The organism is Dokdonia sp. R86516 (assembly GCF_044596715.1).
Classification (GTDB): Bacteria; Bacteroidota; Bacteroidia; order Flavobacteriales; family Flavobacteriaceae; genus Dokdonia.
In genome coordinates this window covers 193615-217095 of sequence record NZ_CP138998.1, presented here as the reverse complement: position 1 = coordinate 217095, position 23481 = coordinate 193615, and the positions used below count along the sequence as shown (strand labels likewise).

23 protein-coding genes are annotated in these 23481 nt (G+C 37.5%); 12 read left to right on the top strand and 11 right to left on the bottom strand.

What is annotated here, in order from left to right:
- Window positions 1–125 precede the first annotated feature (125 nt).
- Both SJY23_RS01015 and SJY23_RS01010 read right to left on the bottom strand, forming a co-directional pair.
- Entirely contained in the window at window positions 126–698 is a 573-nt protein-coding gene (locus tag SJY23_RS01015) for a YceI family protein (protein WP_396597137.1), read from the bottom strand.
- A 37-nt stretch (window positions 699–735) separates the two neighbouring features.
- Window positions 736–1203 carry a MarR family winged helix-turn-helix transcriptional regulator gene (locus SJY23_RS01010; protein ID WP_396597136.1) on the bottom strand — a complete coding sequence of 156 codons (468 nt, stop codon included), beginning with the start codon at window positions 1201–1203 and terminating at the stop codon, window positions 736–738.
- 166 nt (window positions 1204–1369) lie between these two features.
- Here SJY23_RS01010 and SJY23_RS01005 point away from each other — a divergent pair, with 166 nt between their 5' ends.
- The 5 genes from SJY23_RS01005 (at window position 1370) to SJY23_RS00985 (ending at window position 4802) form a co-directional block, all read left to right on the top strand.
- Complete coding sequence (locus tag SJY23_RS01005) at window positions 1370–1873, top strand: TlpA family protein disulfide reductase (RefSeq protein WP_396597135.1); 504 nt, start codon at window positions 1370–1372, stop codon at window positions 1871–1873.
- 2 nt (window positions 1874–1875) lie between these two features.
- The gene (locus tag SJY23_RS01000; RefSeq protein WP_396597134.1) at window positions 1876–2499 is read left to right on the top strand and encodes a thioredoxin family protein; all 624 of its coding nucleotides are present in this window, start codon (window positions 1876–1878) and stop codon (window positions 2497–2499) included.
- Window positions 2500–2602: 103 nt separating this feature from the next.
- Window positions 2603–3991, top strand: a complete 1389-nt coding sequence (locus SJY23_RS00995) for a rhodanese-like domain-containing protein (RefSeq protein ID WP_396597133.1) — start codon at window positions 2603–2605, stop codon at window positions 3989–3991.
- A gap of 72 nt (window positions 3992–4063) precedes the next feature.
- A complete protein-coding gene (locus SJY23_RS00990) occupies window positions 4064–4369 on the top strand; it encodes a rhodanese-like domain-containing protein (RefSeq protein WP_013751473.1) in 306 nt (101 codons plus the stop codon).
- Between the two features lie 16 nt (window positions 4370–4385).
- On the top strand, window positions 4386–4802 hold the full coding sequence (locus SJY23_RS00985; RefSeq protein ID WP_396597132.1) for a rhodanese-like domain-containing protein: 417 nt from the start codon (window positions 4386–4388) through the stop codon (window positions 4800–4802).
- Window positions 4803–4881: 79 nt separating this feature from the next.
- On the opposite strand, the gene SJY23_RS00980 is transcribed toward SJY23_RS00985, so the two are convergent.
- Window positions 4882–6711, bottom strand: coding sequence for a cytochrome-c peroxidase (locus tag SJY23_RS00980; RefSeq protein WP_396597131.1), 1830 nt, complete (start codon window positions 6709–6711; stop codon window positions 4882–4884).
- A 73-nt stretch (window positions 6712–6784) separates the two neighbouring features.
- Entirely contained in the window at window positions 6785–8326 is a 1542-nt protein-coding gene (locus tag SJY23_RS00975) for a hypothetical protein (RefSeq protein WP_396597130.1), read from the bottom strand.
- 384 nt (window positions 8327–8710) lie between these two features.
- Between SJY23_RS00975 and SJY23_RS00970 the strand changes: the two genes are divergently transcribed.
- Window positions 8711–9169 carry a Na(+)-translocating NADH-quinone reductase subunit F gene (locus SJY23_RS00970; protein ID WP_396597129.1) on the top strand — a complete coding sequence of 153 codons (459 nt, stop codon included), beginning with the start codon at window positions 8711–8713 and terminating at the stop codon, window positions 9167–9169.
- Between the two features lie 11 nt (window positions 9170–9180).
- Here the strand turns inward: SJY23_RS00970 and SJY23_RS00965 are convergent, their stop codons facing one another.
- The 7 genes from SJY23_RS00965 to SJY23_RS00935 all read right to left on the bottom strand — a co-directional run bounded on the left by SJY23_RS00965 (window position 9181) and on the right by SJY23_RS00935 (window position 15800).
- Complete coding sequence (locus tag SJY23_RS00965; protein WP_396597128.1) at window positions 9181–9696, bottom strand: PepSY domain-containing protein; 516 nt, start codon at window positions 9694–9696, stop codon at window positions 9181–9183.
- A 122-nt stretch (window positions 9697–9818) separates the two neighbouring features.
- Window positions 9819–10592 carry a TrkA C-terminal domain-containing protein gene (locus tag SJY23_RS00960; RefSeq protein ID WP_035336140.1) on the bottom strand — a complete coding sequence of 258 codons (774 nt, stop codon included), beginning with the start codon at window positions 10590–10592 and terminating at the stop codon, window positions 9819–9821.
- A gap of 78 nt (window positions 10593–10670) precedes the next feature.
- Entirely contained in the window at window positions 10671–11372 is a 702-nt protein-coding gene (locus tag SJY23_RS00955; RefSeq protein ID WP_396597127.1) for a ZIP family metal transporter, read from the bottom strand.
- Between the two features lie 66 nt (window positions 11373–11438).
- Window positions 11439–12704, bottom strand: a complete 1266-nt coding sequence (locus SJY23_RS00950; RefSeq protein ID WP_396597126.1) for a cation:proton antiporter — start codon at window positions 12702–12704, stop codon at window positions 11439–11441.
- A gap of 4 nt (window positions 12705–12708) precedes the next feature.
- Entirely contained in the window at window positions 12709–13221 is a 513-nt protein-coding gene (locus tag SJY23_RS00945) for a hypothetical protein (RefSeq protein ID WP_396597125.1), read from the bottom strand.
- A gap of 162 nt (window positions 13222–13383) precedes the next feature.
- Window positions 13384–14265, bottom strand: a complete 882-nt coding sequence (locus SJY23_RS00940; RefSeq protein ID WP_396597124.1) for an aldose 1-epimerase family protein — start codon at window positions 14263–14265, stop codon at window positions 13384–13386.
- Window positions 14266–14375: 110 nt separating this feature from the next.
- Window positions 14376–15800, bottom strand: coding sequence for a DUF4041 domain-containing protein (locus SJY23_RS00935; RefSeq protein WP_396597123.1), 1425 nt, complete (start codon window positions 15798–15800; stop codon window positions 14376–14378).
- Between the two features lie 302 nt (window positions 15801–16102).
- Between SJY23_RS00935 and SJY23_RS00930 the strand changes: the two genes are divergently transcribed.
- The 6 genes from SJY23_RS00930 (at window position 16103) to SJY23_RS00905 (ending at window position 23481) form a co-directional block, all read left to right on the top strand.
- Complete coding sequence (locus SJY23_RS00930; protein ID WP_396597122.1) at window positions 16103–17737, top strand: TldD/PmbA family protein; 1635 nt, start codon at window positions 16103–16105, stop codon at window positions 17735–17737.
- Window positions 17738–17763: 26 nt separating this feature from the next.
- Window positions 17764–19080 carry a TldD/PmbA family protein gene (locus tag SJY23_RS00925; protein ID WP_396597121.1) on the top strand — a complete coding sequence of 439 codons (1317 nt, stop codon included), beginning with the start codon at window positions 17764–17766 and terminating at the stop codon, window positions 19078–19080.
- A 109-nt stretch (window positions 19081–19189) separates the two neighbouring features.
- Window positions 19190–20041, top strand: a complete 852-nt coding sequence (locus SJY23_RS00920) for an alpha/beta hydrolase-fold protein (RefSeq protein ID WP_396597120.1) — start codon at window positions 19190–19192, stop codon at window positions 20039–20041.
- Window positions 20042–20057: 16 nt separating this feature from the next.
- Entirely contained in the window at window positions 20058–20678 is a 621-nt protein-coding gene (locus SJY23_RS00915; protein ID WP_013751488.1) for a DUF4159 domain-containing protein, read from the top strand.
- Window positions 20679–21559: 881 nt separating this feature from the next.
- Window positions 21560–22558 carry an AAA family ATPase gene (locus SJY23_RS00910; RefSeq protein ID WP_396597119.1) on the top strand — a complete coding sequence of 333 codons (999 nt, stop codon included), beginning with the start codon at window positions 21560–21562 and terminating at the stop codon, window positions 22556–22558.
- A 26-nt stretch (window positions 22559–22584) separates the two neighbouring features.
- On the top strand, window positions 22585–23481 hold the full coding sequence (locus SJY23_RS00905) for a DUF58 domain-containing protein (protein WP_396597118.1): 897 nt from the start codon (window positions 22585–22587) through the stop codon (window positions 23479–23481).

The window sequence follows — 23481 nt, the reverse complement described above, 5'->3', positions numbered from 1 at the left end:
CACCAAGTATGTACTGTATTGTTTTTCATTTATGATGTAAAGATAGGGAGCGATTTTATAATAAAAAAGCCCAATGGATAAAAAATATACACTGAGCTTTTTACGGGGGAATAATTAGGAAATTATTAGAGAGTCAAGCTCACTGCTAGCTCAAAATTATCTGAAATAGCATTGTCTTTTAAGTTGTCAAAAAACGATGCAGAGCCATAACGTACACCATATTTTGTACGATCTACATTAAAAACGGTAGTGGCTACGCCATTCTCTATGGTCATATTAACCTTTGTAGGTAGTGTAGTTCCTTTTATAGTAAGGTCACCTACTACGCTGTAACCATTACCACTTTTTGCTACTTCTGTGATAACAAATGTAGCCTCGCTATGGTTTGTAGTATCAAAGAAGTCTGCAGAGTTTAAGTGCCCTTCTAGTTTTTCTTTTCCTTCGCCAGCTTTTAAGTCTGTTACCGTAATGGTAGTCATATCTACTACAAAGTTACCACCTACTAGCTGGTCACCATCCATTTCAAGTGTTCCAGATTTTAGCTTAATAGTACCTGTGTGTTGTCCTAATACCTTTTTGCCCGTCCAAGTAATGGTGCTTTCTTTTACGTTTACTGTTTTTTCTACCGGTTCTGTGTTTGCAATGGCTCCAGTGGTTACGATAAGAGCTAAGAATGCTGTTGTGATTTTCTTTTTCATTTTTCTAATTTTTAGTTTCTGTTCTTAGTTTCTGTTCTTAGTTTCTGTTCTTAGTTTCTGTTCTTAGTTTATTGAGCAAGTTATTGAGTTGCTCTATCTCAGTATTGTCTAGTTGAGTAGTTATTTTATTTTCGGCTTGAGTCACTACTTTGTCTAACTCATTAAGTAATGACAAGCCAGCCTCTGTAATTGTAATTTCAATTTTACGACGGTTTGAGGGGCACGTACTGCGATTTACAAGCTCTTTTTTGAGTAGCTTATCTACGAGGCGTGTTGTATTACTTGCTTTTGTAACCATACGGTCATTGAGCGTAGATAGGTTTGCAGGTTTTCCTTTTTGCCCACGTAATATGCGTAATACATTAAACTGCTGTAATGATATATCATAAGGCTTTAATGCCATTAATAATATATCATTAGACCATTGTGCTGTATAGGCTAGGTTTATAATAAGCCTTTGTGAGGGCTTGAGGCTCGTGGTTTTTATGTGTTCTTCTATTGTCATTACAATATTTGTATATACAAATGTATGTTTAAATATCAATTGTCAAAAAGCTTTATAGTTATTTTAACATGTTAACCTTAATAACATTCTAAAAATCCTTAACAATCCTTTCATAAAGTGTGTTAATTGAGAAATGTAAAAGACAGAATCACAATAATTTTGTTAGATGAAACAAATACTAATAGTCTTATTAATCATCTTAACATCCTGTCGAGGAGGGCAAAAGGATTATAAGGAAACGTTAGTAGAGGGTAGTAACATCAAAGCGCTGGATTATGATGGTCTAGAATATTATATAGAAAATCATCCTTCGGAAACTTTAGTAATTAACTTTTGGGCAACATGGTGTGCTCCGTGTATCAAGGAGTTACCGGCTTTTGAGAAATTAGAAGAAGAATACAAGAGCAAAGACGTAACTGTATTATTAGTAAGTCTTGATTTTCCAGATCAACTAGAAGCATTAAAAACTTTCGTAGACAAGAAGAAGCTAAAATCTGAGGTTTTGTACTTAGATGATGGAGATGCAAATAATTGGATACCCAAAGTGAGTGATTCATGGAGTGGCGCTATACCAGCAACACTTATAACTGGATCAAAAAGAAAGAAATTTTATGAGCGCTCTTTTACCTATGAAGAACTAGAGCAAGAATTGAATACCTTAATAAATTAATAATGAAAACGTTTAAAACCTTAACGCTACTTGCCTTAGTGGTTGTCATATCTGCTTTTGCTGCAAATGCTGTCATTAAAAAGGATAGAAGTGGCTATGATATAGGAGATGCAGCAGGAGATTTTTATCTGCGTAATGTAGATAATGCGATGATTTCTTTGAGAGATTTTGAGGATGCAAAGGGTTTTATAGTAATATTTACATGCAATACTTGTCCTTTCTCTATAGCAAATGAAGACAGAATTATCGCATTAGATAAAAAGTACAAGTCACAAGGCTACCCCGTGATAGCGATTAACCCTAATGATCCACACGTTAAACCTGGAGATAGTTTTAAGGCTATGCAGCAACGAGCACGAGAAAAAGGATTTACATTCCCTTATTTACTTGACGACGGGCAGGAGGTATATCCAAAATATGGAGCTACAAAGACTCCACATGTTTATGTACTGCAACGCGTTAAAGAAAAAAATATAGTTAAGTATATAGGTGCTATCGATAATAGTAGTCGAGATGAAAAGGCTGTGACCGAAAAATATCTCGAAAATGCTCTTGATGAGATTTTGTCAGGCAAAGAAGTTACAATTAAGGAGACAAAAGCTATAGGTTGCGCGATAAAATCATAGATTTAATTAGACAAGTCAAAATATAAATGAGCTTATTTGAGCTCATTTTTTTTGTATAATCTCATCTGTGAGTATTTTGTAAATTTGCACTCAAAATCCCAGAATGATATTACAGCAATTATATACTAAATGTCTAGCTCAAGGAGCTTATTTTATAAGTTCAAATGGAGAAGGAGCTATCATAGATCCTTTGCGAGAGGTACAACCGTATCTTGACCTTGCTGAGGAACATAAGACGACTATTAAGTATATTTTTCTCACTCATTTTCATGCAGATTTTGTGAGTGGTCAAGTGGATCTAGCAAAGGCTACTGGAGCGACCGTGATTTTAGGTCCTATGGCAAAAGCGGGGTATGACTATCACAGCGCTATTGATGGAGAGGTGTTCACAATAGGAGATTTGTCTATGACCACGATACATACACCAGGGCATACTATGGAGTCTACGTGTTATCTTCTTAAGGATAAACAAGGGAAAGAAGAAGCTCTTTTTACTGGAGATACCCTTTTTATAGGTGACGTAGGAAGGCCAGACCTTGCTGCAAAAACTGACCTAACCACTCAAGATCTTGCAGGTTATCTGTACGACTCATTACATCATAAAATTGCACCTTTATCAGATGATATTATCATTTATCCTGCGCACGGAGCAGGATCTGCTTGTGGTAAAAACATGAGTAGTGAGACTAGTGATACGCTAGGTAATCAGAAACAAAATAACTACGCATTTAAACTCAATAAAGAGGATTTTATTAAAGAGCTCACAGACGGCTTGACACTACCACCGGCTTATTTTCCACATAATGTGGCAATGAATAAGAAGGCAAATACAGATTTTGACACGATTGTCAAGAGAGGAACTACGGCTTTGACACCTGATCAATTTGAAAAGCTAGCAAATGAAAATGATGTACTCGTACTTGATACTAGAAGTGTTTCCGCTTTCGCGAAAGCGTCATTACCTCAAGCTTGGTTTGTAGGATTACAAGGGCAGTTTGCACCATGGATAGGAGCGCTCATTACAGATATTCACCAGAAAATAGTCTTTATTGCCGAAGAAGGTACTGAAGAGGAAGTAGTAACCAGACTTGCGAGAGTAGGTTATGATAATAGTTTGGGATTCTTAACTGGAGGAGTAGAGGCTTGGCAACAATCTGGTAGAGATGTAGTTGCTACAGCAGAAATAACTGCGCAAGAGTTTGTAGATGGTATTGCTACTGGCGATATTAAACATCCTCTGGATGTACGTAAAGCTGGAGAATATGCAACAAGTCATATAGCAGGAGTGCCACATATGGGGCTAGATGAAGTACACGTAAATGCTCGCACTCTAGAAGCAGATAATACCTATCATATACATTGTGCAGGTGGTTATAGGTCTCTTATTTATGCATCTATAGCAAGATCATATGGCATAAATAATGTAGTGAATGTGCTAGGTGGATATGGAGCCATAAAAAAGGCAGATACTTCTAGTATTAAATTGACATAATTCATCTAATTTTAAACAAATACTAATTGCGACAGCTCATAGAGATAGTAGCTGTTGCACAAATATTAAACAATGACAGATTTAACAATCCCACAATGGGAAGAAAAAATTGCTCAAGATAAAGATGCTGTAATTCTAGACGTACGTACGGAAGAAGAGGTAGAAAACGGAATGATAGAAGGAGCAAAACATATTGATATTTATTTAGGTCAAGGGTTTCTTGATGAGGTAGAAAAGCTTGATAAGAGTAAAAACTATTATGTGTATTGTCGTTCAGGAGTAAGAAGTGTACAAGCGTGCGCTCTTATGGGACAAAAAGGATTAAACAACACTTACAACTTATTAGGTGGTTATAATGCTTGGGATGCAGCGCATTAAAAATAGCAAAAAGCGTTTGAGATATACGCTTGTTGCGATGGTCTTTTGTTTAGCTCTGTCAAGTTGTAATGAAGCCACATCTCAAAAAGAATCAAGCAGTATCACTACTACTCAAGAAGTAATCACAGTGATTGATGTTGAGACTTTTGAAAAGGAGGCAACGGTTGCAGGAGCACAACTTGTAGATGTACGCAGAGATAATGAGTGGGAGCGTGGTCACCTTAAAAATGCTAAACATTTTGAGATGGGTAACCCAAACTGGCAATCTCAAATAGAAACGCTAGATAAGAATAAGCCGGTGTATGTGTATTGTGCAAAAGGCGGTAGAAGTGCAAAATGTGCACAACAACTTAAAGAGGCAGGATTTACAACTATTTATGATCTTGAAGGAGGTATAAATAACTGGAAAGCCTCAGGAAAACCAATTGAGTAAACCTCAGTTTTGAATAATAAAAAAGCCCATCGATACGATGGGCTTTTTTATTATAGGTTGAGATTTTCTATTGTTAACGCTAGTAATTATCTACAATCTCAGTAGCTGTAAGTGTTTTTACAAATGCCGTGAGAGAAGCTAGTTCCTCTTCAGTGAGTTCAAGGTTATCAAATGGCAAGGTTTGATGCGGAAGGTCAAACCCTAGTCCGCCGCCACCACCTTTATTGTAAAAGTCCATTACTTGCTCTAGTGTTGAGTAAACACCATTATGCATATATGGAGCTGTAAGTGCAGCGTTGCGCACCGTTGGAGTTTTGAACATTCCTTTGTGTTGCTCAACTTCAAAACGCCAGTAGTAGCCAGTGTCATCATCAAGGTCTTTATTTTCTGCTGTTTCTGGAACGCCTATCACCTCACGCTCAGTCTCTACAAAAAATGGAGGTACTGTTCCATTTGTTAGAGGCATAAAATGACACGTTGCACATAAAGCTTTACCCATAAACAAGTTCATACCTCGTTGTTCTTCTTTTGTAAAGGTATCTTCATCACCTCGCATATTACGGTCAAACTTTGAATCAAAGCTATTGAGCGTGCTTACGTATGAAGAGATTGCCTTCACAACATCTGTATTGCGTGTAGATACTCCTCCATAAGCTTTTTCAAACATTTCTAGGTAACTAGAGTCTTCTAGAATCCTTTTAGAAAATTTATGCACATTAGTATCAAACTCCTTCTTATTCGTAAATACTGAAGAGACTTGATCAATGATGGAACCAGAACGACCATCTGCAAAAAAGTTTTGTTGGAATATTGTGTTGAGTAGTGTGGGTGTATTTCTCTGCAGCGCTTCGCCAGTATTGCTTTTATTTGTCACGAGGCCGTCTGTATAAGCTTTTTCTGGGTCGTGACAAGTTGCACACGCCATCGTACCGCTAGTGGATAGCTTTTTATCAAAAAATAATTTCTTCCCTAATGTGATTTGATCCTCTGTAGGGTTCTTGTTGATGCTTGGAGTAAAAAAGCTTACATTAAAACTATCATCCTCAAAGAAAGTAGGTGCGTCAAAGTTAAATGGAGTACTCTGGTTTCCTTCCCATAGTTCGCTAGCTTTTCTTATAGCTACCCAGCTGCGTGTGATGGGAGTAAGGTAATTTCTTGTAAAGGAATAGCGATCAAATGAATTATAGTCACTATTTTCATTTATAAAAGCGATAGCCTCTTTAAGTTGTGATGTGAATTTTTTATCAAGTGCTTCATCCTTAGCAATAACAATTGATTGAATACTTGCGCGATATGTATCATTAAGATTTTGAAGTGATACAGCACCTTCTGCAATACCTAGCTGACTCACAGGAGTGTCAAAACCTGCAATTGAGAAGCTCAATATCCTTAGTAACTGCTGGTGAGTGGCAGTAAAGTACCTAGGTGCATTAAGTTCTCTTTTTTCAATATTTTTTTTGAGATTTTGTAAAAGACCATAAGTGACCGTAAGCTCCTTGTCATACTGTCCTTGAGAAGCTTCCCCCTCATAAATACTTTCTTCTATTTTTTGTAATCCTACAGGATTCATTGTTTTTCCATTATCCTCCTTGTAAATAGGTAGTGCTGGTCCATTCACTCGGTGTCCTACTGCAGGGTTGAGATAGGAGGCATATGGTTCTGCCTTTTTAAAAGCAATACGTAATGTTTTAAAAACTTCTTTGGCTTTTGGGTCTGTTACAGGGAGTTGTTTTAATGTATCTATCCCAGCAATAGCCTTATTTAGTTCGTTTAAATAGATTTCCCTTGATGCTTCCCAGTTTGCTTCAGGTGTTGAGGTGTATTTTTCCGTATCACCATTGCAACTATAGAGTAGTGCGACTGAAATTAGTAGGAGTAAAAGAAGTTGTTTTATTACTATATTTTTCATGTAAATGTATTCATTGTAAAAGCGCAATCCCAAAAATGAGATTGCGCTTTATTAAAATAAAATTGGCTTATATCTACCTAGGTAAACCTTTTAGCAATACAACTTGTGATGCTTGGTTGTCCTCATAGGCACTGTTAGTATGACCATCTAGTGCTTTAAAATCTTCACTTCTCCAGTAGTGAGGTTGTATGTTTAATAGGAAAGTATTTGGCTCTCCTACTTTATCAGAGATATCTATAAGTGCACCAAATTCTCCACTTAAACCAGTACTGTTATCGTCTGCTAGGTCTTGACGTACTACTAGCTCAAGTACTTGCTGTACATTTGTACCGCTTAAGTCTGATTGGTAAATGTATGCAGCATGACCTCTTGAAAAAGAGTTAGGATCTTCTTGTACGTATACAAAGTTCTCTGTAACACAGATGTTATCTGGACTTTGTAAAGCAGCTAGATTACCATCTGCGTTATTTGTATCTGTATTTCCACTTATGATTTGTGTAAGCTTTCCTTCTAGTGGATTGTTTTCATTAAGAGCAAGTTTATATACCGTTCCCCAGTCATTGTAAGTTCCTCTTCCTGGACCACGACCAGTTACTGCAAAGAATACATTTCTTCCATTTGCATCAGATCCTTTCTGGTAATCCACATCTTCTACACGCATAAATTGTGCAGCAAATACGTCATTACAAGCAGTTTCCATTTCGTTCTTAGTAAGTGCAGCACCATTAGGGATTTCTACAAATTCTACATCATATTCTACTTGCAAATCTAAAGAAGACTCATTGTAAGAAGTGTCAGGCATAACGTCTTGTACACCTCCCATTCCATCAGATACTTGCTTAAAACGTAATACGTAGATAGAACCTCCAGTAAAATCTGCATCTCCAGCAGTAGAGTAATACATTGATACTTGACCTTCTGAGTTACTTGAGTCATCATCACCACCCATAATTACAGTAGCTCCAGAATAAGCATCTTTAGGTAGCGGAGTTGCATTTTCCCAAGAAAATTCTCCTAGTGCATCTAGTCCAAAATCTGCTTGTGGTGTTGGAGTAGAAGTTCGTGGGTCTATAGCTTTTACATCATAAGCAATACTTTCTGACGCAGATAAGAAGATATCTTCATCACCTCCATGTATATCTGCTTCCCACATAGTAGCGCTACATTGTCTTGCAAAGTCAGCCACTCCAGAATCCAGTAAGTAATCTCCAGAGATAGGTACTAGATTTTGATCAAAGCGTATACGAGCAACTGCATAACTATCTTCACAGTTAGTCACATATATGTAATCTTCACCATCTACTAAAAAGCCAGCACCATCTGCAGATCCTGCAAGTTGGAAATCTCCACCTATTACATCAGGAGTAGATACTAGTGAGTATGCTTCTACGTAGTTAAATTGCGGTGACATTGCAACTAGTGGTGGTGTTGCAGATTTATCTGAAAATATTGTAGTTCCCATTTCAAAATCTTCTCCGTCTTCTCCGTCTTGCCCATCTGCACCGTCTGCACCATCTTGGCCATCTATTCCGTCTACACCATTTATACCGTCCATTCCATCTTCGGCATCATCACAGCTTGTAAAAAGAACACCTGTTCCTGCTATAAATAGCATTGTTAAAAAAATTGACTTTACTTGTTTCATTTTTGTTGAATAATTAGTTGATTATTAGAATGGTTTAAAAGTAGTCTCAGAGTAAAGGTGTAAACGTTACCTAATCGTAGCCTTTCTATTAAAAAAGAGTTTATTTTATGTAAAGCCTTAACTGTTTAGTAAAACGAGATTTTACATTAAGTTAAAATGCATTATCAATAAATCTTATATTTTTTAAAGGAAAATGAGAGGTACGCTTTCGCGAAAGCAAAACTAAAGACATTGATATTCAGTTGAAAAGAGGGTGGTGGTGGTAGTTGTGAAAAGCAGAAGTACACAATTTTTGTACCTGCTATTAACATTTTATCTCAACCACAACTATTAACTTTATAGTAAAAACTAGCGATGACGACTATACTTCCAAACAGACTTGAACGAGCCTTGTCAAGATTATATGCAGCTTTTTCTGATGGCAGCCTCCATCCAGGTTGCTGCACAGCTTGTGCAGTAGGAACTATTTGTGACAATAAAGATATGTGGAAGCATATGACAGATGCTCACGGTTCACTTGTACTCAATTATGTAGGGAGGGTAAATGAAGCCTTTGGCAAACGTTTTTATGGGTATTTGCCTAGTGAGTTACTTCAGATTGAAGCTGTATTTTTACGAGCTTGTGGTTATGAGTTACCTATAAGCCGCCGCAGTATGAAACCAACAAATCCACAAGGTGATGAGGTAATGTTTAATGGGATGCGTGCCGTTATTCATTACTTATGCGAGCTCGATGGAGTGCAAGACGTAATGGATATTCAAAAGCAATTTTTTCCTGCTACTGCAGTAAAAAAGGCGTTAAGTGATGTTTAGTAAGCTTGCGTTTAGACAAATAGTAATATAAGCGCTAGTGCAATTCCTCCAGCTACAAAGAGCATTCCTTTTCTATAAATAGGACTTGATGGAATAAACATCCAGAATGAGGATACGACAAAGAATAGTAAGCTTAGACCAAAAAAGATGTTTAAAAAATACAAAGGGTCTCCAGATTTGGCTTTATGAAAATGGGTGAGCTTATCAAGAATAAAAGGCAATTCTTTTTTAGAATAGACAACCGCTCCCGTGGCGCTATTGTAAGTACCTTCTTTAAAGTAAAGGATACCGCTTTCTTCATTAGTAACCTTGAGTCTCTTATTATTTACAGCCTTGGCAAGTGATTGAGCAGAGAGGTTTGGATCAAGCGTTTTTTCTATCACAACCGTATTCTTAAAAGTATCTGAGTCTCTAAAGATTAATACAATTCCGCTTATCGCATAAACCGCCATGATTCCTGCTAGAAAGAAGCCTAGGTATCTGTGAAGAATACGCATTTTAAGTGAAGTAGATTTTTTACGAGCCATGTATCTTTATTTAGGAGCGAAAGGTATAAAAAACTAATGCCGTGTAAAAGCAGAAGACTTGTAAAAGTGTTAAAAACACTGATTACTATTTATAATGTGTTTTGTAGATAACTACACTAGTTTTAGTCTGCTATGTTTTTCATTTTCTCAACATCATTTGCCTTGCGTTGCTCTTCTTTTTCTACAAATTTCTTATGTTCGAGATGTGCATAATGATCCTTCTTACGACTATATATGCTTTTGATACCGTCAGACTTGCCATAAAGTGTTACTTCGTCATGTGGTAACATTTTAAAACTACCTGATGGAGATCCAAAGTAACCAGCGCCTTCACGCTCCACACCTAGCACAGTGATTCCTTCTTCTCGTAAGTCTAGTTCTTGTAATGTACGATTGCACATCCAGCCATCTGTATCCACAGTAGCCTTTACAATTTTAAAATTATCTTTTAGGTGTAATACAGCAGCATAATCTTGAACTTCTAGGTCTGTATACTTTTTCAGCATCCTATTAATTATTTTAGATAAGCCACGGTTAACATACTTACTTCGTATTCCAAACCATAACAATAGAATACCGCCCACAATAATTAAAAACCCATAAAATCGACTAGCATTAGAATCTGGTAACACAAAGGTGAGGATCAATGAAGACATGGCAGTAACAATACCTGCATTACCTATGAGCATTAAATTATAAATAATTTTACGGCGCACAGGGTGGTTCATAATATTTTCAGTTTCCTCTGTGCTTAATCCTGTACCAGTATAAGCAGATCGTGATTGAAACTTGGCACTTTCTTCTGAGAGCCCTGTGTGTACTAATGCAATAGTAGAAATCTTTGTGATTAATACAGAGATCGTAATAATAAGGAATAGAGAAACAGCTGCGATCATATGTGGTGATTCTAGAAGCTACAAAGCTAGTTATTAATCATAATCTTCTTAAAAAATTTGTGTTCATTCAGGCGCTATTTATGCCAAACTATTAAGGTAAAAGGCAATAACCAGACCTAGAGCAGTTGCAATACCAGTCCAGTATTTATCTTCTTTAAAAGCCTTTGGAAATACTTCGATAGCGAGTGAGGCTACGACAGCACCTCCTGCAAAGCATCGTATGTTATTGAGAATATCTTTAGAAACATTTTCTAGAAAAAAGTAGCCTATAAGCGCAGCTGCAGAAAGTAGTAAGGCTGTTCCCGTCCATAATATGAGAATTGTCTTTTTTGACCTACCATCGTCTTTCATTTCTTTTGCTCCACCTGCGGCTTCGGGAAGGTTTGATAATAAAATAGATCCTGAGAGTGCTGCCACAGCAAGTGGGTCTGCGCTTATAAGAGCTACACCTAACGCTAGGTTTTCGGGAAGACCGTCTAAGGTTATGGCTGCTAGAAGACCCGCGCCTCCGCTTTTTGAACTCCGCTTTTCTTTTACGTAAAAATCTAAACCAGTAAATACCAAAGCCCCTATAAAAACAAATAGTAGCGGTAGCAGTACGTCACCATCCTCCATAGCTGGTTCTATAAGCTCTAATACTGCAGATACGATGAGTGCTCCTCCAGCAAGTGCAATGAGAAATCCCTCTGTTTTTTTCGATAGTTTGCCATATAAGCCCCACATTGCACCAACAACTAGAGATATTGAAACAACAAATACAACGAGAATGGTAATAAGCATAATGAAAAAGATATTTTGGCTTTAAGCCAACTAAAAATGTTTAAATCTATGTACGCTAGTGTGGGATTATGAGGCTGTTTTATTAGTTCGCTTAAAATAATCGATTACGTGAAGGCTCGTGAGTCCGTGAATAAGAATACTAAAGAGAACTACATAGCTCACAATTCCGAATAGCTCGTCATACTCTGTAAAATCGCCATGTATCAAAGCATAACTAAGATAAAAGAAACTCCCTATACCGCGTATTCCAAAGAAACTAATAGCCCATTTTTTTGCCCTTGAAAAGCTTGTAGTAAGCATAGCGAGATACCCAAAAATAGGTCGCAACACGAGTACAATAACTAGACTAGCTATGATACCATTTACATCTGTATATGATAAAATACCTGATACTAGTGCGCCACCAAAAAAGATAGTCCACAGTGCGACGAGTAATTTTTCTGTCTCCTCTGCAAAGTGCAGCATGGAGGTATTTACATTATCATCTGCAGATTTGCCGCAGTGATATTGCATAAAAACGCCGGTAGCAAACACACTTAAAAAGCCGTAGGTGCTCAGTATTTCCCCTAGGCCATAGGAAAAGAACGTGAGTGCGACCGCAATAAAACCATTGAGTATATATTTTTGATGTTCTTTACTGTGATAGTGTACCACCCAGCTGTATATAAACCCTATCAAGGCGCCTACTAGTAGACCGCCTATAATTTTAAATAAGAAATAATAACTTATAAAGTGTAACCAGTCTATTTCTTGAAAACTACTAGCCTCGCTCCAGAGTATGGCTAAGAAAACAAATGGAAATGCAAACCCATCATTGATTCCAGCCTCTGCAGTAAGTGTGTATCGTAAACCTGTATTTCTTTCTTCTAAATCCTGGCGCTCTTCTAGTTGTAACTCACTAGCGAGCACAGGATCTGTAGGAGCAAGCACTGCTGCGAGAAGTAAAGAAACTGGGCCATTGAGTCCTAGTAAATAGTGAGCAATGGCAAAGATGGCAATCATGCATAAGGGCATTGTAATCGCCACGAGCGATAAAGGTTTTTTCCAATCACTCCACTTATAACTCGTGCCTATTTTGAGCCCAGCTGTCATAAGACTTATAATCACAATAACTTCACTTACAATCTTACCTGTTTCTAACTCCCATAGCGGATCTGGCCAAGGTAGAGGAGCGCCCGCAAAAAATAATATCATACCTAATAGTAGTAGCGGTATGATATAAGTGATTTTTATTTTTTTTGAATACACGGGAATAAACGCCATAAGCGAGATGGCAAAACCTGTGCATGCTAGCGCAATATAATATGGAGGGGTTTCTACGATTAACGCCATAAAGCTAGTTGTTTTTATTATTTACTCTAACTCTTTCCTCAAGAATCGCAGGAGGAGGTATCGGTGCCAGTCTTCGTTCTTTAATCTCCATTTCGTTCACATTTATTTTTATCTGGAGTTCTTTGATTTCAATAGCGAGATACTCTTGATATGCATTTATCACCTCTTCTTTTGTTTTATAAACCTTTCCTTGATGTCCTTCAATTCTCAAAAAATCATGTTCATCTATTGAGATTTTAGAAGCAAAATGTTGCTTTATCTCTTTTAAACTATTGATAAGAAATTGCCTTTCTAGTTGGTCTATGGTGGTATCGCAATCATTACACGGAGCATTCAATACGCGTGTTAAACGATCTTGATCTTCAAAATAATCAAGCACATTATTGAGTTTCTCAGATGGTCTAGGGACAGCTTCTGTAGATATCTTAAATGAAACGCCTGGTTTTTTTGTTTTCTCACGCTGAGAAAAAGCTGTGGTAGCGATAGATAGTACTAAGAGTGTAGTTGTTATTTTCATAATAATGCAATAGTTAAATGAGTGCTTTTAGAATATCAAGTACGCTCAAGAAGCATATAATATGGAAAGAAGATACTACTTTTCTGCTTTATCGTTCGTTTTTTTTAATAATCAGAATGCGTGATAGCGATTGTTTAAGACTTGGTCAGTAATTCATGGCAGTCAGTTTTGCTCTATTTCGGTTTCGATAGTGATATCAAATGTTGCACCTGGTGAAAGCGTTTTATAAGAACCTTTTTTAGTGATATCGATACTTTCATGTTCACTATCTGGAAGTCCTAACCACGGCTCAATACACACATAGTCTGCACCAGGTTTTGACCATAATGCGAGGTTAGGATAATCCTTAAAGCGCACGATAATGCCTTTCTTTTTATCTTTTTTACGCAGTCGTACCCAGTCATAATTAATGTCTGTAAAGATGAGAGCATCTTCATTAAAGATCGTTTCTGAGAGTGGTAATTGGCCGTTATCAGTTTTAATAGGTCGTGTTTTAGGAGATAATAATCCACTATTTCCTAGCGTGCGAGACTCAAGATTAAGTGGCTCTGGGAACTCAATGACATAATCAGATAGTGCAGTATGCTCATCAAGCGGGCAAGCATAAGCAGTGTGACCACCACATGCAAAATGCATAGGCACGGTATCATTATTTGTAACCGTATAGGTCATTAACAATCGATACTCAACAAGGGTAAAGCTTACGCGAAAATGGAACTTATACGGATACTGTCGTAATGTTTCATCAGAACTTGTGAGCGTAAAAGAACAACTAGACGCGTCGTGTTGCTGAAATTGAAGCTGCTCATTATTTCTTATAATTCCATGCTTAGTCATAGCATAGTCTTCTCCATTAAAAACAATCTTGTTCTCCTTGATATTACCAATAGCAGGAAACAACACTGGCGAACTACTTCCCCAAACTGAAGGATCAATTTGCCAGATGTATTCTTCACCAGTCTCCTTATTAATTAAAGAACGTATTTCTGCCCCTTTTGAAGTAATGGTACAGATGAGGTTTTCGTTTTGTATGGTGTGGAGCATGGATGAGTGTGTAGAGTTTGCGCAATAAAGTTAGGGAATTAATAAATTCCGAGTCTGAGATTTTTCCTTTATAAGGACGTATGTGTGGTGTTCTGGTATATTATTACCCTTTAAAATAAACTATCGGGATACTTTTCTACTTCAACTTGCGACTGTTCATTTTCTTCTGTTTGAAGTTGCTTTATAATTGATTTGGTCTCTCTAAATTGTTGAGCTTCGATGCTTTTTATAAAATTTACCTCTTTATCATATTTTTCAATGATAACCTGCTCGATTTCATCTAACGACACTCTAAAATATTCTTTCCTGTAGTTAACTTTATTAATGCGTCGATCATTAAATTCTCTATGTAGTAGGTTTTCTAATTCAGGTGCATTTTCTGAAAAAATCATCGCATGTAAATCAAAAGTAAATGGGACAGATGCATCTCCTAACTCCTTAACTCTATCCATTGGATCAAGACGCCTGGTCATTCCAATTTTATAAACGTTTTCTCCAAATGAACCTAGATTAGATATTATATAAACGTGTCCAGATTTAGTTTCTTGTGCTCTCGAAATTGCTCTTTCCTTTGCTGCGTGTGCTTCTTTTAAATTCTGTTCCAATTGTGCTATTTGAGAATTTAATTCAATTAGTTTTTCCCCACTTACTAATCCTAAATCCATTCTAGCACGTTCCAAAGCTTTTTGAAAACGTTTTTCTTCTATTTCCGCAGCTTTCCTTGCTCTTTCAAACTCTCTTTGAGCTCGCTCCTCTTCACGCTGTTCTTGTCTAATTGCTCGTGCCTCTTCTTTCTCTTGATGTTTTTTATGAACATATTCATAAACTAAATTCAGTTCATCTAATTTTAATTTCAGATAATCTTCAGTTACAAAAGTGTTTTTTGATTTACCAAGTTTATTAATTGCATTAAAAGCCTTTATAATCCGCTCTTCAAAGCGTTTTACATTATTCCATCTTACTTTTGAAATCAATGAATCACATTCTCCATTAAATGCTCTTAGAGTTAAATTAATATATCTTCTCGTCATTATTTCGCCTTGTTTACGGCTATTTCCAACTTCCCACTCTGTATCACAAATGCAGGCTTTTCCGAATTTTATGAGTTGTTTTTGTGCTATTACAATTTGTGTGATTTTATCTTTATATTTTTCTGAAGATTCTAAATCAAAAATAGGTTCGTAAATTCCTAATTCAACAAACTCTAAATCGTTCTGATAGAGTTTGATGTCTTGTTCTAGCTGCTTAAATATTGATTTTGCATTAATAAATTTATCATTTAATTCGGATGCGTAAGATTGGATTTTCGCAAATTCAATATTCTTAGATTCTATTTCATTCTCAATTGAAATAATCCCATTAAATCTTTCTAAATCAGAACTAAGCTTGCTGTTTTCTTCTATTTTTTTAGATAGTTCTAACTTTTCGTTTTCAAAGAGAACATTCAGTTTTGCTTTTTCTTTTCTGTGCTGTTTGAGTATAAAGAAAAATGTAATTCCTGAAATTAAAATTGTGAGTATAAAGGCTATTGTCATTTTCTTTTATTTTTTTATTAAAGCCAATCTACAAAACCAAATCCAACTCCAAGTACGGTAATCCCCATCCTAAAGCATTAGTTTTCAACTTTTATGCACAATTTTAATCGGCTGTATCCTCTGTTTATATGAATGGAGTAGGTGTTTGAGGAATCATATTTTCGCGAAAGCGTAAAATTTTAAGATATAATTAGCATTTATACTACAAGACACCTTAACATAAATTCTGATATTATACTGCTTTTAATAATTATATGTTAAAAACGCAATAAAACAAACAATTCAATAAAACCTAAGACCTTATGAAAAGACGAAATTTTGTCCAACTCGCTGGTATGGGAGCAGGTGCCTTAATGGTGCCATCGATGATGCTGGGAAACAATATCCCAACAGAAGCACTGCTCGAACCAGGAATGGACGTACTGCTTAAAAAACAAATGGCAGATGTCGCCCTTAATACGGCAAAAGGTTTAGGTGCTTCATATGCAGATGCTAGAATAGGGAGATACCTAAACCAGTTTGTGCGCACACGTGAAGATAAAGTGCAAGGCGTTGTAAATACCGAATCTTTTGGGATAGGGATACGCGTGATTGCAAATGGAACTTGGGGTTTTGCATCTACTAATGATGTAACGCCAGATGGTATCCAGAAGGCAACAGAGCAAGCAGTAGCAATTGCTAAGGCTAACTCAAAATTTCAAACAAACCCAGTAGTGCTAGCTCCAGAAGCTTCTTACGGAGAGGTCAGCTGGAAAACGCCTATTAAAAAAGACTTTAAAGAAGTGCCTGTATCTGAGAAGGTAGAGCTGTTGCTTACAGCAAATGCTGCTGCACAGTCTAATGGTGCAAACTTTGTAAACTCTGCGCTCTTTATGGTAAATGAGCAAAAGTATTTTGCTTCTACCGAAGGGTCATATATTGATCAGGATGTGCACCGTATCTGGCCTACATTTGGCGTGACGGCTGTAGGTGGTGGTAAGTTTAAGACTCGCCAGGCTATGAGTGCTCCTATGGGACTTGGGTATGAATACCTAGATGGTCTTGAGTCAGAAAAACTTGAAGGGCCGCAAGGATTGAAGTTATATAGAAATAGCTACGATATTATAGAAGATGCTGCCATGGCGGCAAAGCAGGCTAAAGAAATGCTTACTGCAAAGTCTGTAGATGCTGGTAAATATGATCTTGTACTAGAGCCTAATCACTTAGGTCTTACCATTCACGAGTCTGTAGGTCACCCTACGGAGCTTGATCGTGTACTTGGGTATGAGGCAAACTATGCAGGAACAAGTTTTGCAACCATAGATAAGTGGAAGTCTAAAAACTTTAAATATGGTAGTGACCTTGTGAACATTGTGGCAGATAAGCAACAAGTGGGATCACTAGGAGCTGTAGGCTGGGATGATGAAGGTGTAAAAACCAAGCAATGGGATATCATACGTAATGGTGTGCTGGTAAATTACCAGGCAATACGTGACCAAGTACAAATGATAGATCAGAATGAGTCTCATGGATGTTGTTATGCTCAAAGTTGGAACGATGTACAGTTCCAGCGTATGCCTAATATCTCGCTAGAGCCAGGTAAGGAGCCGTATTCTATTAACGATATGATTAAGGATGTAGAAAAAGGAATCTACATTGCAGGGCGTGGATCTTATTCTATAGACCAGCAGCGATATAACTTCCAGTTTGGTGGTACCATGTATTACGAGATTAAGGATGGAAAAATAGTTGGGATGCTTAATGATGTAGCATACCAATCTAATACACAAGAGTTCTGGAATTCTTGTGCAAAAATATGTGATCAGAATGACTACCGTCTCTTTGGATCATTCTTCGACGGGAAAGGGCAGCCTTCGCAAGTGAGCGCAGTATCACATGGAAGTGCCACGACACGATTTAATGATATTAATGTGATCAATACGGGTCGTAACGTTTAATCGTCAATTTTTAAAGAAGAAACACAATGGGAATATTTTCAAAAGAAGAGGCAAAAAAAGTGATGGAGAAAGCAATGAGCTTCTCTACTGCAGATGCCTGCGTTATAAATTTAGGCGGTAGCGAGAGTGGTAACATCCGTTATGCACGTAACTCTGTTTCTACCTCAGGACACCAGTCTAACCAGAGTCTTGCGGTCACTGCAAGTTTTGGTAAAAAATCAGGCACAGCAACCATAGACGAGTTTGATGATGCGTCACTTGAAAAAGTGGTAAAACGAGCAGAAGAACTTGCAAAGCTTGCTCCAGAAAACCCTGAGTTTATGGAGCCATTAGGACCGCAAACGTATGACGAGTCAAAAACGTATGTAGAGGCAACGGCAAATATGACTCCAGAGTACAGAGCACAAGTAGCAGAGAGCAGTATACAACCAGCCAAAGCAAATGATGTAACCGCAGCTGGTTTTCTAGATGGTGGTGCAGGCTTTAGCGCGATGATGAATTCTAACGGACTGTTTGCTTATAATAAGTCGACTAATGTTGAGTTTACAGTAACCATGCGATCTAACGATGGTACGGGTTCTGGATGGGTAACAAGAGATTTTAATGATGTGTCAAAATTTGACGCAGCAGAAGCTTCAAAAGTTGCCATTGATAAGGCAGTAATGTCTCGTGAAGCAAAAGCAATCGAGCCAGGTAAGTACACCGTGATTCTTGAGCCATCTGCTGGATTAGGACTACTAGAAGGCTTGGGGCGTTCTATAAGTGCACGATCTGCAGATGAGGGTAGAAGCTTTATGTCTAAAGAAGGTGGAGGCACTAAGATGGGTGTCAAAATTGTAGATGAGCGTGTAAACCTATGGTCAGATCCTCTTAATGAAGAAGTGCCAGCAGGTACTTGGAACGGAGAAGGGCAACCGCTTAAAAAGACAAGCTGGATAGAAAACGGAGTGGTAAAAAATCTTGCATACGATCGTTTCTGGGCAAAAGAAAAGGGTGTAGAGCCAGTACCGTTTCCTAGTAATTTTATCATGGGCGGTGGTGATGCATCTCTAGAAGATCTCATCAAGTCTACAAAGAAAGGAATCCTCGTTACAAGACTATGGTACATACGTTCTGTAGATCCTCAAACATTACTGTACACAGGTCTTACCCGCGACGGAACTTTTTACATTGAGAACGGAAAAATCAAGTATCCTGTAAAGAACTTCCGCTTTAATGAAAGTCCTATTATTATGCTTAATAATCTGGAAACTCTAGGCAAGCAAGTACGCGTAGATGGTAGTTTAATCCCGTATATGAAAATACGCGATTTTACATTTACCAGTCTTTCAGATGCTGTATAAAAACGTATAAATTATATAAGACTGGTTATCACAAAAGTGGTAGCCAGTTTTTATTTTAGGTTCGCTTTCGCGAAAGTGAATAGTAAGGTATTATATAGAAAAAGAATAAATGAAAGTAGTTAAATTAATATGTCTTGTTGGGTTTGTTAGTTTATCTATGATGGCCTGTAAATCTAAAATTGAACCTAACAATCTTGAATCAAGGTTTTTTACTGATTCTATTTACAGTAACTCTTTATCAGAATATCGGAAGCATAAAATTTATTTACCTCCAAAATTTAATAAAGATTTGAATTACCCTATTATATATGCAACTGATGGTAATAGCCCTATAACAGACAAGAAAGAGATTTTGGATTCATTAATAAATGGCGAATTGATAAAGCCATTGATTTTTGTGGCAAGTTTTCAGAATTCAAAAATCGCAGATAGTACAAGCACGATTACGGGTGATGGAAAGAAAGTATATCTCTCTTATAGGAATTTTGAATATGTCGACAGAAAACCCGAAAGAGTTGAAGATTCATTACTCGTAGATAGGTTTGAAAATCATAAGTCTTATTTTGTAGATGAATTGATAACATCAATAGAAAAACAATATACTCAGAATCTTAATAAAAATGATCGATATTTTTACGGGGTTTCAAACGGCTCTGGCTTTGGGGTAAGCTTACTGAACAGTAATCCAAGTTTAATTGGAACTTACATATGTTTTTCAACTTTTGGAGGAGATATTCAATCTAATTTTTGGCATAGCGATACGAAGTATCCTAATTTATATTTGAGGTACGGATCAGAAGAGCCATTTTTCTTGAAAGATGATGCTCAGTATATTCAGGGAAAATATGCTGAATTTCAATCGTTTATTGAGATAAAAACTTTTGAAGGTGGGCATCATAACAAATTTTGGGAAATAGAATTTACTAATGTAATTAGTGACATATTCAAACGAGAAAAGTAGCATTTCGCAATTTACTATGAATAACAAATTTTTCTTTACGCGCTTGCAATACGAATCTGGAGACTGGGACGTAGATCAGCGTATGCCATCTAATTTGCTTAACTCACTGGTAGAGTATACCACCCTTGCGGTAGATACTAAGGAAAACATTATCTCACTAGCGAGTGATGAGATTTTTAAATGTCCGTTTTGTTACATCTCAGGACATAAGCTCGTACAGTTCACAAAGAAGGAAAAAGAGAATTTTAAAAAATATATAGAAAACGGAGGTTTTGTTTTTGCTGATGATTGTAACCACGACATCGACGGATTATTTGCCAAATCATTTGAGCGCCAGATGGAGGAGATTTTTGGTCAAGATGCACTCAAAAAGATTCCTAACGATCACGAGATTTATAACGTTTTCTTTGAGTTTGAAGACGGTCCACCCACCACAAGTCAAGAATTAAACGGCTGGGGAGATGATCTTGTACATGAATACTTAAAAGCCATTGAAGTCAATGGAAGAATAGGAGTACTGTACAGCAATAAAGATTACGGCTGCGAGTGGGACTACGATTTCAGAAACAAACGATGGTATAAAATTGATAACACAAAATTTGGAGTGAATATCGTGATGTATGCATTGACATCATAAATCGCTAACATCTCCCTGACTCCCTCTTCAAAGAGGGGCACTGTTGCGAGAAGAGTTTGCTTTTGCTTTTGCTTCGCAAAAAGCAACTTAAAAGTTCCCCTCTTCGAAGAGGGGTTAGGGGAGATGTTTTTGCAGGGGAAGCCAGGAGTAAGAGAATAATCTTTCACCAACATCTCCCTGACTCCCTCTTCAAAGAGGGACACTGTTGCGAAGAAATGTTGTTTTTGCTTTGCAAAAAGCAACATAAAAGTTCCCCTCTTCGAAGAGGGGTTAGGGGAGATGTTTTTGCAGGGGAAGCTAAGAGGAGAGTAATATTGAAAAGATGAACCAAACATAGAATTTTCTAACCTTCAGGGTCGGGGAAGGAAAATTCGCAACATCTCCCTGACTCCCTCTTCAAAGAGGGACACTGTTGCGAAGAAAAGTTGTTTTGCTTCGCAAAAAGCAACATAAAATCCCCCTCTTCGAAGAGGGGCTAGGGGAGATGTTTTACAGGAGTAGCTAAGAGGAGAGTAATATTGATAAGATGAACCAAACATAGAATTTTCTACCCTTCAGGGTCGGGGAAGGAAAATTCGCAACATCTCCCTGACTCCCTCTTCAAAGAGGGACACTGTTGCGATAAGAGTTTGCTTTTGCTACGCAAAAAGCAACTTAAAAGTTCCCCTCTTCGAAGAGGGGTTAGGGGAGATGTTTTACAGGAGAAGCTAAGAGTAAGAGAATGATGTTTTACAGGAGTAGCTAAGAGTAAGAGAATGATGTTTTGCAGGAGAAGCTAAGAGTAAGAGTACAATATTGAAAAGAATAACCAAGTACAGAATTTTCCACCCTTCAGGGTTGGGGAGAGAAAATTTGGAACAGAGATTTAACAAGGTAACACTATGAATAACACACTAACCGAATTACAACAAGAAGTAACCACACTCACTGGGAAGCTTAAAGATCTTAAGAAAGAGATTGCAAAGGTGATTATTGGTCAAGAGGAAACGGTGGAGCAATTACTTATTACGTTTCTTGCTGGTGGCCATGCCTTGTTAGAAGGAGTTCCGGGGCTTGCAAAAACGTTGATGATTCGCACCTTGTCACAGGCGATAGACTTGAATTTTAAACGTATCCAGTTTACCCCAGATTTAATGCCTTCAGATATTATTGGAACAGAGATTCTGGAAGAAGATCAGGCGACGGGTAAAAAGTTTTTCGAATTCAAGAAGGGACCTATTTTTGCAAATATCATTCTAGCAGATGAGATTAACCGTACACCGCCAAAAACACAAGCTGCATTACTGGAAGCGATGCAAGAATTTGAGGTGACCTATTCTGGTAAAACCTATAGTCTTGAGCGTCCATTTTTTATACTCGCAACCCAAAACCCTATTGAGCAATCGGGTACATTTCCATTACCAGAGGCGCAGCAAGATCGTTTTTTGTTCTATATCAAAATAGGATATCCTACAGCAGCAGAGGAAACTCATATTTTAAAAAGCACTACGAGTGGCGTTAAGCAGACAGTACACCCTGTACTCACGGGAGCAGATATTTTACGATTACAGCAACTTGTAAGAGAGGTGCCCATAAGCGATAATCTTATCGATTTTGTAAGTACGATAGTACGTGCAACCAGACCAGAAACCACTACAAACGACTATGTAAAACAATGGGTAGGTTGGGGCGCAGGTCCAAGAGCGGGACAGGCAATGATTCTTACTGCAAAGGCGAGAGCGCTCTCACAAGGTAGAATGGCAGTAACACTAGAAGATATTAAAAATGTGGCATTGCCAGTATTACGTCACAGAGTGATTGTCAACTTTAAGGCAGAGGCCGAAGGGATCACATCAGACCAAGTAACCACTCACTTACTTAAAGAAATAGACTTAGCTTAATCACCATAATAGCAGCAAAGAATACTATGCCAAAAGACGATTACAAATCGCTACTTAAACCCGAAGTGATAAACAGAGTTTCTGGATTATCACTTATTTCGCGCGTTATCGTAGATGGATATTTGTCTGGACTTAATAAAAGTAGGCGGGTAGGTGCGGGATTAGAATTTAGTCAGTATCGAGGGTATGAGCCTGGGGATGACCTCAGGTTACTAGACTGGAAAATGCTAGCGCGTTCTGGTAGATATTACATCAAGCAGTCAGAGATAGATACTCATATCTCTGTTAGATTTATAGTAGACGCAAGTTTGTCTATGCTTCATACAGAAGGTGATATTTCAAAAATGGAGTATGCAAATGTACTCGTGGCAAGTCTTGCACATCTAGCACAAACGCAAGGTGATGCGATAGGTCTACTTACGGTAAATAATCAAAAGTTAGAAGCATTGCAGCCGGCTATTGGGAAGCAACATTTTAATAGATTCTTGTACCAATTATTACAATTAAAAAATCAAGGCTCTTGGCCTAAGCAGTTGGGAAGTGAGAAGCTTCATAATCGTAGTCATAAGGAGCTCATATTTTTTATCACAGATTTTTATGAAAAGGATGAGGAAATTATAACAATGGTCAAACAGCTTAAAACAGCCAGAAACGAAGTTGCAGTGTTACATTTGCTGGGTAAGAGCGAACTAGAATTTGATTACAAGGGACAAGTGATTTTTGAAGATCTTGAATCTGGTGCTAAGGTGAAAGTAAACGCAAAGGATGCAAAAACTACTTATTTACAAGCGCTAGAGCAATCTATAAAAACTACTAAGGAAGCGTTACTTGCTAGCGGTATAGACTATGAGTTATTTTCAATAGAAGCCCATATTGGCGAGGCATTGCACTTATTTCTTAAAAAACGTAGCAGTATTTTTTGA